This window comes from Phyllobacterium sp. P5_D12 (genome assembly GCF_054049495.1).
Window position 1 is genome coordinate 1 of sequence record NZ_JBFUMG010000174.1, and the last position, 8616, is coordinate 8616.

11 protein-coding genes and 1 pseudogene are annotated in these 8616 nt (G+C 53.6%); 3 read left to right on the forward strand and 9 right to left on the reverse strand.

Translation table 11 applies throughout. The features are described 5' to 3' along the window. The 4 genes from ACXJ5O_RS13185 to ACXJ5O_RS13200 all read right to left on the reverse strand — a co-directional run. Positions 1–178: DUF6894 family protein (locus ACXJ5O_RS13185; RefSeq protein WP_457300294.1), on the reverse strand; the 178-nt coding region annotated here is incomplete at its 3' end. A 60-nt stretch (positions 179–238) separates the two neighbouring features. After that, the gene (locus tag ACXJ5O_RS13190) at positions 239–736 is read right to left on the reverse strand and encodes a YciE/YciF ferroxidase family protein (protein ID WP_457300284.1); all 498 of its coding nucleotides are present in this window, start codon (positions 734–736) and stop codon (positions 239–241) included. A gap of 291 nt (positions 737–1027) precedes the next feature. Further along, entirely contained in the window at positions 1028–1747 is a 720-nt protein-coding gene (locus ACXJ5O_RS13195) for a Crp/Fnr family transcriptional regulator (protein ID WP_457300285.1), read from the reverse strand. A gap of 43 nt (positions 1748–1790) precedes the next feature. Beyond that, on the reverse strand, positions 1791–3692 hold the full coding sequence (locus tag ACXJ5O_RS13200) for a PAS domain S-box protein (protein WP_457300286.1): 1902 nt from the start codon (positions 3690–3692) through the stop codon (positions 1791–1793). Between the two features lie 173 nt (positions 3693–3865). Here ACXJ5O_RS13200 and ACXJ5O_RS13205 point away from each other — a divergent pair. Together ACXJ5O_RS13205 and ACXJ5O_RS13210 are read left to right on the forward strand one after the other, a co-directional pair. Further along, a pseudogene (locus tag ACXJ5O_RS13205) lies at positions 3866–4169 on the forward strand (plasmid stabilization protein); the annotation flags it as partial. A 28-nt stretch (positions 4170–4197) separates the two neighbouring features. Beyond that, positions 4198–4740, forward strand: coding sequence for a cupin (locus ACXJ5O_RS13210; RefSeq protein WP_457300287.1), 543 nt, complete (start codon positions 4198–4200; stop codon positions 4738–4740). A 57-nt stretch (positions 4741–4797) separates the two neighbouring features. Here ACXJ5O_RS13210 and ACXJ5O_RS13215 read toward each other — a convergent pair whose 3' ends face one another. Further along, positions 4798–5211 (reverse strand): hypothetical protein, encoded by a 414-nt coding sequence (locus ACXJ5O_RS13215; protein WP_457300288.1) that lies wholly within the window; start codon positions 5209–5211, stop codon positions 4798–4800. Positions 5212–5315: 104 nt separating this feature from the next. On the opposite strand from ACXJ5O_RS13215, the gene ACXJ5O_RS13220 reads away from it, so the two are divergent. Next, positions 5316–5708: a general stress protein gene (locus tag ACXJ5O_RS13220; protein ID WP_457300289.1), complete on the forward strand. Its 393-nt coding sequence runs from the start codon at positions 5316–5318 to the stop codon at positions 5706–5708. A 707-nt stretch (positions 5709–6415) separates the two neighbouring features. Here ACXJ5O_RS13220 and ACXJ5O_RS13225 read toward each other — a convergent pair. The 4 genes from ACXJ5O_RS13225 to ACXJ5O_RS13240 form a co-directional block, all read right to left on the reverse strand. Further along, positions 6416–6676 carry a hypothetical protein gene (locus ACXJ5O_RS13225; protein WP_457300290.1) on the reverse strand — a complete coding sequence of 87 codons (261 nt, stop codon included), beginning with the start codon at positions 6674–6676 and terminating at the stop codon, positions 6416–6418. After that, positions 6673–6945, reverse strand: coding sequence for a hypothetical protein (locus ACXJ5O_RS13230; RefSeq protein WP_457300291.1), 273 nt, complete (start codon positions 6943–6945; stop codon positions 6673–6675). The genes ACXJ5O_RS13225 and ACXJ5O_RS13230 overlap by 4 nt, the downstream gene beginning before the upstream one ends. A 253-nt stretch (positions 6946–7198) precedes the next feature. Next, complete coding sequence (locus tag ACXJ5O_RS13235) at positions 7199–7651, reverse strand: hypothetical protein (RefSeq protein WP_457300292.1); 453 nt, start codon at positions 7649–7651, stop codon at positions 7199–7201. Positions 7652–7911: 260 nt separating this feature from the next. Continuing rightward, complete coding sequence (locus ACXJ5O_RS13240; protein WP_457300293.1) at positions 7912–8463, reverse strand: DNA-3-methyladenine glycosylase; 552 nt, start codon at positions 8461–8463, stop codon at positions 7912–7914. Positions 8464–8616: the final 153 nt, after the last annotated feature.

Genomic DNA, 8616 nt, shown 5'->3' on the forward strand with positions numbered 1-8616 from the left:
CATTATAGACGCGAACGACCCAGCTGGTTGGGTCGAGTCCTTCGAGAACGCCATCAACAATAGTTTCCTGTGCAGCTTGTTTTGCCTCCGCCAGCGCGTGTTCGTAATCCGGAAGCTCGATCCCTTTTACGTCCTCAAGAACGACGTCCTCGTGAAAAACAAAACGAAACAATGGCATGGGAATCCCCCGCTCTGATGAGGAAACGTGCTCATTCCGCAGAGTGAGCACGGCTGAACATTAAGCTGCTTCTCGGGCTTTGCTGTTAACGCCGCTTTCGGCGAGCTTGGTCAGCGCGGCATCGGTGGCGATTTCTTCCTCGAGGGTTTGCACCAGAAGTGCCGTCGCGTCCTTCATACCCAGTTCGTCCGCCCAACGAGCCAATGTACCGTACCGGGCCATTTCGTAGTGCTCGACTGCCTGAGCTGACGAAACCAATCCTGCATCAAGAGCCGGCTGGCCTTTGAAATCTTCCAGGACTTCTTCACCTTCAGCTATGATGCCTTCAATCGCATCACAGGTTTTGCCTTGTGCACGCTTTCCGAATATCTCGAAAACCTGCTGCAGGCGCTCAACGTGGACTTCCGTTTCATCACGGTGCTTCTCGAAAGCCGCCTTCAACTCCGGCGATTCTGCGCCTCTGGCCATCTTTGGTAGCGCTTTCAGAATTTTCCGTTCGGCGTAATAGACATCCTTCAGGGTCTCGTGAAATAAATTGTCCAATGTTTTTGTTACCATGCTTTTGTCCTCCGGTTGTTATCGCTGCCCAATGTGGCGGGTGAGCAAGGAACCACGCCAGACGACGATTGTTCCGCTTGGCGATAACAAATTAGTGGGAGTTTTGGTGACGGCGGAGAAATCCATGAGGGTGAAGGTGGCAATTACCAATCCTGCGAATTTCTCGAAGCGGAATTTTAAACATCAAGCCCTTTCCGCCGACAACTGCAAACGGTCAGCGCTCCAACCTCATCGGTTTGTGTGATGCCCCAGTCTGATTCAGTGCGTCCCTCCGCCTTGCAACACTCAACTCTACCGCAATGACCAGCCAGTCAGACGAACTGATTCTTCCTCGGCCAGACCATATGCCCCGTCCGCAAGCACCATTAAGCCTTCGCGGTCCAAAACTATGATCTCCGATCTCCTGGAACGGATGAGCCCCTTTCCCTCCAGGATGTGTAGAGCGACAGTAACGCCCGATCGTCTCACGCCTAACATGCGTGCAAGATGTTCATGTGTAAAGCTCATGCTATCGCCGTCCACCCTGTCATGTGCGAGCAAAACCCATCGGGCCAGTCGATCCTCCAGCTTTGAATGTCCGTTGGCAATCGCCGTGGACCCCACTTGAATTGAAAGCGCACGCGCAAATCTTGTAAGCAATATTCTTATGGATTCTTTGGCGCGAACTGCATCCAATAAATCGGATGCGTCGATTCGAAAAGCGCTTCCATTCATTTGAACGACAGTGCGATATGCGCTGCGGTCGTCATATTGGAGAAGCGCAGAGCCGGACATCCCATCTCTACCGAATAGACCTACTTCCAGATCGCGACTGCGTGGCAAGCTCGCCATCATCGAGGCGATACCGCTTTCAAGAAAATAGACGCATTCAAGCTTTTGTGCGGGGGTCTCGATCTCCTGTCCGAGCTTCAACGGAACGATCCGCATTTTAGGCAACAGTAAAGCTTTGTCCTCCTCGGACAACCTCGATAACAAATGATTGCGTATCGGGGGTAGTTGATCGCTTGCCATAGTCTTTCCTTCCAAGAACGACTTACAGGTCGTGACCTGCAAGTTATGAACTTTGGAGCATGACTTCGGAGACTTTTTGCGAGAGCTCGCTCTGCATAAACGGCTTTGACAGTAGGGATATGTCCTTGCCAGCACCGTCGGGCAATTCTGAGTAGCCGGTAGCCAGGATAACGGGCATATCCGGCCACCCTACCTGGATTTCCCGGATGAGCTGGGTTCCCGTCATGTTCGGCATTGCTTGGTCGGTCAAAACAAGATCAATACTGCTGTGGGACCGTAGAAGTTCGAGTGCCCGTCTACCGGAACCAGCTTCGATCACCGTATGACCGAGTTCTTCAAGCATGGCGACTGTGTTCATCAGCACCAAGGCATCATCGTCCACCGCTAGAATAGTCAAGGATTGCAGTGCACCAAGATCCTCCACCGTCGTCGAATCATCCTCAGCGGCCGTCTTCATTGGTTCTGGTATAACCGGCAACCAGAGCTCCGCTCTTGTTCCCTTGCCGATCTCACTCTGAAGAACGAGCTGACCATCTGACTGCTTCATTATGCCATGAACCATCGACAGACCTAGCCCCGTGCCCTTTCCAACACCTTTGGTTGTGAAAAAAGGCTCGACGGCCCGTCCGAGGATCTCGTCATCCATACCCTCACCTTCATCGTTCACAGAGAGACAGATGTAGTCGCCCGGCGAGAGCTCCGAGTGAGCATCCGTGATTTTTGCTCCGCGGGCTGCAATCGAGATGGTGCCGCCATTTGGCATTGCATCTCGCGCATTGACCGCAAGGTTGAGAAGCGCAAGTTCAAGCTGATTGTGGTCAGTCTGGACCTTGGCGAGTGACAACGGAAACAAGGTCTCGACCACGACTGTCGAGCCGAGCGATCGCTCAAGGAGGTCGGCCATGCCCCGCACAAGAGCTGGGACGTCAACGGGCTCAAGATGCAACTTTTGTCTTCTGGCGAAGGCCAGCATCCGTTTGGTAAGAGTGGCTCCGCGTTGCGCGCCCTGCATTGCGTTGTCCAGCAATGCCAAGGTTTTGCGATCATCGGGTAATCTTTTCCGTACAAGTTCCAGGCTTCCAAGAATTGCCATCAGGAGATTGTTGAAATCATGGGCAACTCCTCCAGTCAGTTGCCCGATGGTTTCCATTTTCTGGGATTGGAACAGCGCTTCGCGGGCCCTTGCCAGTTCTTGTTGGTTACGGTTTCGCTCGGTTACATCTCGGGTAACTTTGGCAAAGCCGACAAGCTCGCCAGTTTCGTTTTTGACGGCGTCGATGATTACGCTAGCCCAGAAGCGCGTGCCGTCCTTTCGAACCCGCCAGCCCTCATTTTCAAATCGACCTTGTTCCACGGCAGTTTCTAAAGCCTTATTCGGCAGATCCAGATCCAAATCTTCCTGGGTATAGAAACGAGAGAAATGCTGCCCAATGATCTCGGAAGGAGGGTAGCCTTTGATGCGTTGAGCACCTGTGTTCCAGGTTATGACATTTCCCTGARGATCGAGCATGAAGATGGCATAGTCAGTGACGCCCTGGACGAGTATCTTGAACTGCTCCTCGCTCAATCTCAGCGCCTCGTCCGAAGCCTTGTGTTCCGTTAGATCTCGGGTAACGTTCGCGTATTCAACTACTCCTCCGGACCCGCTGTAGATGGGGTCTATTACGACATGCGCCCAGAAACGGCTACCGTCTTTCTTGATCCGCCAGCCTTCACCTTCGAATTTGCCGTCACGGGTTGCGCGCTCCAGTGTAATCACAGGAAGACCAGAGACGTTGTCATCTTCCGTATAAAACCGCGAAAAATGCTCGCCGATGATTTCCTCTGCCCGATAACCCATAATGCGTTGCGCGCCACGGCTCCATCTCGTCACAATACCGCTGCCATCCAGCATGCAGATGGCGTAGTCGGTCACCGCATCCAGCGATCGCTCATTGCGTTGCATTGATTTCCCTCTCGCCCCATCCGTAAACCATTGATCACCGGACAACGACAGTTCATCTGCAAGGTTCCGCCACGCTCAAATTTTGATGAAAATCGCTTACCGCCAAGCTTGCGGYGGAACAAATTCAACTCTTCCGCTTTCAAAGCGATAGCGTGAAACGAAAAAGGTTGACGATGCCACGAGGTGACAAATCCAAATATACCGACAAGCAGGAATGCAAGGCGGATCACATTGCCGAAGGCTATGAAAAACGTGGCGTGTCCAAAGGCGAAGCAGAACGCCGGGGATGGGCGACGGTCAATAAGGAAAGCGGTGGCGGCAGCAAGTCCGGATCGGGGCGCGGGAAGAAGGACACGCACGAATCCTCGGAGAAGGGTGGACGCATCGGCGGTGCGGCCTCGGGGCATCGTTCAGGAGCAGCGTTCGGCGTCAGCAGTTGCAGCAACGCGCAAGCGAAACGCAGAACACGCCCATCACCGATGCTTTCGTCACTGGAGAGGCAACCATGACAGAACTGCGGCCGGAGATCGGCAAGCCCGAAACGTTGCAACTCGACCGAAACGGCTGGGTGCCCAACAACCCGCAATTCCCGGTACTGATCTATCACAGCGTGACAGATTCAGAGGAGGAACACGCTCCGGAAGCGCTGGAGTCCATGTTTCGGCGCAATGGTTGGCCGCCACAGTGGCGTAATGGCGTCTATCCCTTTCATCACTATCACTCGACGGCACACGAAGTCTTGGGCGTCGCCAACGGCAAGGCACGGCTAATGCTCGGCGGACTCGATGGACAAGAGGTGAGTGTCACAGCGGGTGACGTGCTCGTGCTTCCGGTAGGCACAGGCCACTGCCGCTTGGAGGCGAGCGCCGACTTTCTTGTTGTCGGCGCGTATCCTCMAAACCAGATAGCCGATTTGTGCCGCCAAGCTCCAAACGCCGCAGCGATTACACGGATGAATGATCTGTTGTCTCCGCCGTCCGATCCGGTTACCGGACTCGAAGGATGGTGTTGGAATGACGATCGCAAAGTGGGCAACTCGTCGCCTTAGACCGCGACGCAGGGCCGTTCCCATCCGAAAGGCCTCCGAATGCGAGGAAGCCCGAGTTCAGACGGAGTTTTCTTGATCCTCGTTTTCAGGTGGCTGCCCGGTCTTCATAAGCTGCAACAGTAGTTCCAAAAACATCGTGTCGCTTATGGCCTTAATATAGGTCGATTGGGTTTCGTCGACCATGCCTCCTGGCTTTAAACGAATCAACTGGTACCGTTCGCCTCGCTCGATGCTGCTTATAATGTCCCTGGCATTGATAAGCTCCCTGTCGAGCCAAGCCAACAGGTCCGCTTTTCCGATTTTACACTTCGAATTTATCGAGCTCTGCTCAATGAAGGTGATCGTCGCGGAGTGGTCAATGTCTCCCGACAAGACAAGCCGAATGCACATTCCAGATTTCAGTTCCGTCGGCGACCAATTCAGCCGCAACTTTTCTAACGCACCACAAGTGCGGTGCGCATTCAGGTACATCAAAAGTATGTCCGCTAACGCACAGTCCGACACGAATCAGGAACATTTTGCTTTGGCTTTTGGTTGGGGAATAACGGGGAATTGAGTAGCAACAGGAGGAAAGTATGCCGAATAATGAACGTAACCAACAGGGTGATACTTCGAATCGCGGCTTTGGATCTATGGATGACGACAAGCAGCGCGAGATCGCAAGCCAAGGCGGAAAGCAGTCCGGAGGCAACTTCAAGAATGATCCGGAACGCGCTGCGGAGGCTGGTCGAAGCGGTGGCGAGCAGTCTGGAGGCAATTCTAAAAATCCGGAGAGGTCAGCCGAGGCAGGTCGAGAAGGCGGACAGCAAGTCGGYGGGAACCGGGAATCCAATCAACAGTCCGGTGGAAACCGCGAAGGTAAGCAACGAACCGCCGAAGAAGGTCAAAACGACCGACAACAGGGTGGAAACTTCGCGGACGATCCCGAACGCGCTCGCGAAGCGGGTCGCAAGGRTGGACAAAGCTAAGCGCTGAACTCTTTGAGAGCGGCCGGGACACATCCCGGCCGCTCAGTGGTAGTCAAAAGCCCATACCAAACCGGACAGCCTTCGGTGGTGCAAATATGCGGAATCAGCTTTTGCAGGAACTTTGGCAAATTAGAGAGACTCTCGCTCGCAATTTAAGCTTTGCGTTCCATAGACAAATGAACATCGATTAGCTGCATGATCGCCCTACGCGCCTCATGGGCAGGCCAACCGATCGAAACAGCATCGTCCAGTAGCCGCTTCAATGCTGGTCCGGCATGAGCCAAGAATTCAACTTCCAAGCTCTCCTGGCAATCCAGGTCATCACGGTCGTCCTGGGGTGGCATTATTGGCATGGCGGTTCCCATTGTTATTTGAAGTCTTCTTGAGTGGTATGCGACTCAAACCTCCGCCCTCACTGCCGGGAGTTTCGAGATATCGTTCATACGTCTTTCGAACTTGGCTGGCTGCTCGCTGTCGCGACGATTGAACACCGCTCACTCCATCCAGCCGAAACTGCGAATGGCCGAGTAAAAATTTCCAGCACCACAGTCCACTTTCCGGGCCGCCATCAATGCGATGAACTCGGCCGACATCGATTCCGTTACGGTTCGTCGCCGTGAAATCCTGCGCTTTCTCTTCTAGTCCCACCCGAGTTTTTTTGCCATTTAATTTCCATGGCTTTCAAACTCTGAACAATTCAATTTGTTTCAAACTTCCAATCGCTTCAAATATCTTTTCTCTTCATCAATTTTGCGCAGCTCCCTTTCGACCGACAAAAGCACGTTCTGATGCATCGCCAGATTGGTATTCTCGGCAGCCTCAATCATCGCGGCGAGAACCTCTTCCTTGGTCCATCCTGCAACCTGGGCGTCACCAAGCAATTCGAGTATCCGGTCTTCCACTGCTCGCTGACACTCACCGAAACGATCAGGGTCGTCTCTTGTGCGCGTTGGCCCGGGAATAGTCATGAACCGTCGCCCGTGAACCGCTCGTCGYTGAATGGAGGGAGGCCGCCGAAGTTCTGCGCGCTATAAAGTGCGATCAATTCTCCTTCACCTTCATTGGGCACGCCCGAGAAGAGAAATACCTCACCGAGTTCGGGATGATGACCGTGCACGGCATTAAACAGGTACTCGTCGGGATCGGAGGATTCGTGAACGGTCACGTCGTCAACAGATTCGCCCTTCGCATGGATAATGATTTCTGCAGAACCTGAAAGCTCCTGCGTATCTGTCAAAGCCTCTCTGACCCAAATTCAAACCCTAGATCCCAGCCCTCATTTCCAATTAAATCCTTGTCGCGGAACCTGACTTTCCATGGCATGRCTCAATCTCCGACTAGAGCAGTAGCGGTTGTTCTTCCGCGTTTGGCAGGCCTTCCAACAGTACGCCTCGGGTCATCACACGCGCTTCTTACGAGATATTCGCGATAGCTGTCAGGGTCACTTGGATCACGTGACCATCCTGCGGGGTCAAATAACCGCGATGCCGTTAAAGCTGGACTGGCTTGATATTGTCCACGCTGATTGATCCCGTTATGACGCCGCGTACCAGATCGGTTCGATCCGTTTCAATTTCAATAACAGTGTATAGTTTATCGTCTCTGAAAGCACTCGCGTTGATCGTTGTCACATCGTCAGCCGGCGCTGAGTCGATTTCCATAAAGTCGAGTTCGCGCCCTGCAGCAACAATTCTGGCGTCGCCCGTGGTGCGGGCAGCGACAAGCACTTCCCCTTGATAGGGCGAGTTTTGCCAGCGCGGATCATCAGCGGGTGCCGTCGGTACTAGCCGATAAAGGTGGAGCGTTTCACCCATTCCCGGCAGGGGTGATGCACGGCTCTCCGCGTCCGTAACTTGCGCATGGCTTTCCACAGAACGGCCAAAGGTTGTGGCGCTACTTCTCTCAAATGCCTCATCACCATCCGCTTTTTTATCTTTCGACATCACATGCCCCTTGCTGCATTTGCCTCCAACCTCAAACGCCATGATGTCGGGAATGTTCCGGGCTGGTGTAGCGCTCCCATGGCGCAGGCCGAGGATAGCAAGGATTGAGCAATCAAGAGGGGCTGTGAAACCGCCGCTCTCTCTGCACGTATGCCTTGAGTGCTCGCCGAACCGACTGATTTAACACCAGCATCCTCTACCGTACCAACGGCCTCTCCCAGAAAACTCGCAACCAGACGAGACGAAGGCCAATATATCCTTCACAGCTGAAACTTTTTGCTTACAAAGCGAGAACCGTGTAGCCCAAAACGCCAGGGTGTTTCGGCGGCCCGGCTGATGCCGATGCGTATTCCACTGCAAACCTGGACATGTTCACGCCTCCGAGCGAATGAAAATGGCCCCTCTAGCAGCGACATTCCGTCATGCAATTTTTGGATGCCCAGTGCTTGTGCGACTTTACCAGGCCCCGAACACAGTTGGCCGATATCGTCCGTGGCTCGCCGGGACCGCATCGTTTCGATGCCCTGAGTTGGTTCGATCGCCCTGATCAGAACGGCTGATCCGGGAATGCAAACCAGATTCAGACACCAATGAATACCGTAGGAACGGTAGACATAAGCGTGACCAGCCGCCCCAAACATGGTCTTGTTTCCGGGCGTTGGACCCCTGAAGCTATGCGATGCTGGATCGTCTTGGGAATAGGCTTCAGTCTCCACGATGCGTCCACCAATGTCCTCGACAAACATCGACATGCCAATCAAATCCTGTCCGACCGCTTCTGCACCTCGGCGGAAAAACTCGGAATCAATCATTCCATCTCTCTGTTTTCGTTTCGGAGGGAACCAATTTGTCTTGCGTAGCCTTTATGGACTGCGGCGGGACACCATCCAAGCGTCCTTCCGCAATATTCTTACGACGAAAGCAATCTACAGGAGGTTTTTATGGGCCGCGGCATTCTTCTTTGG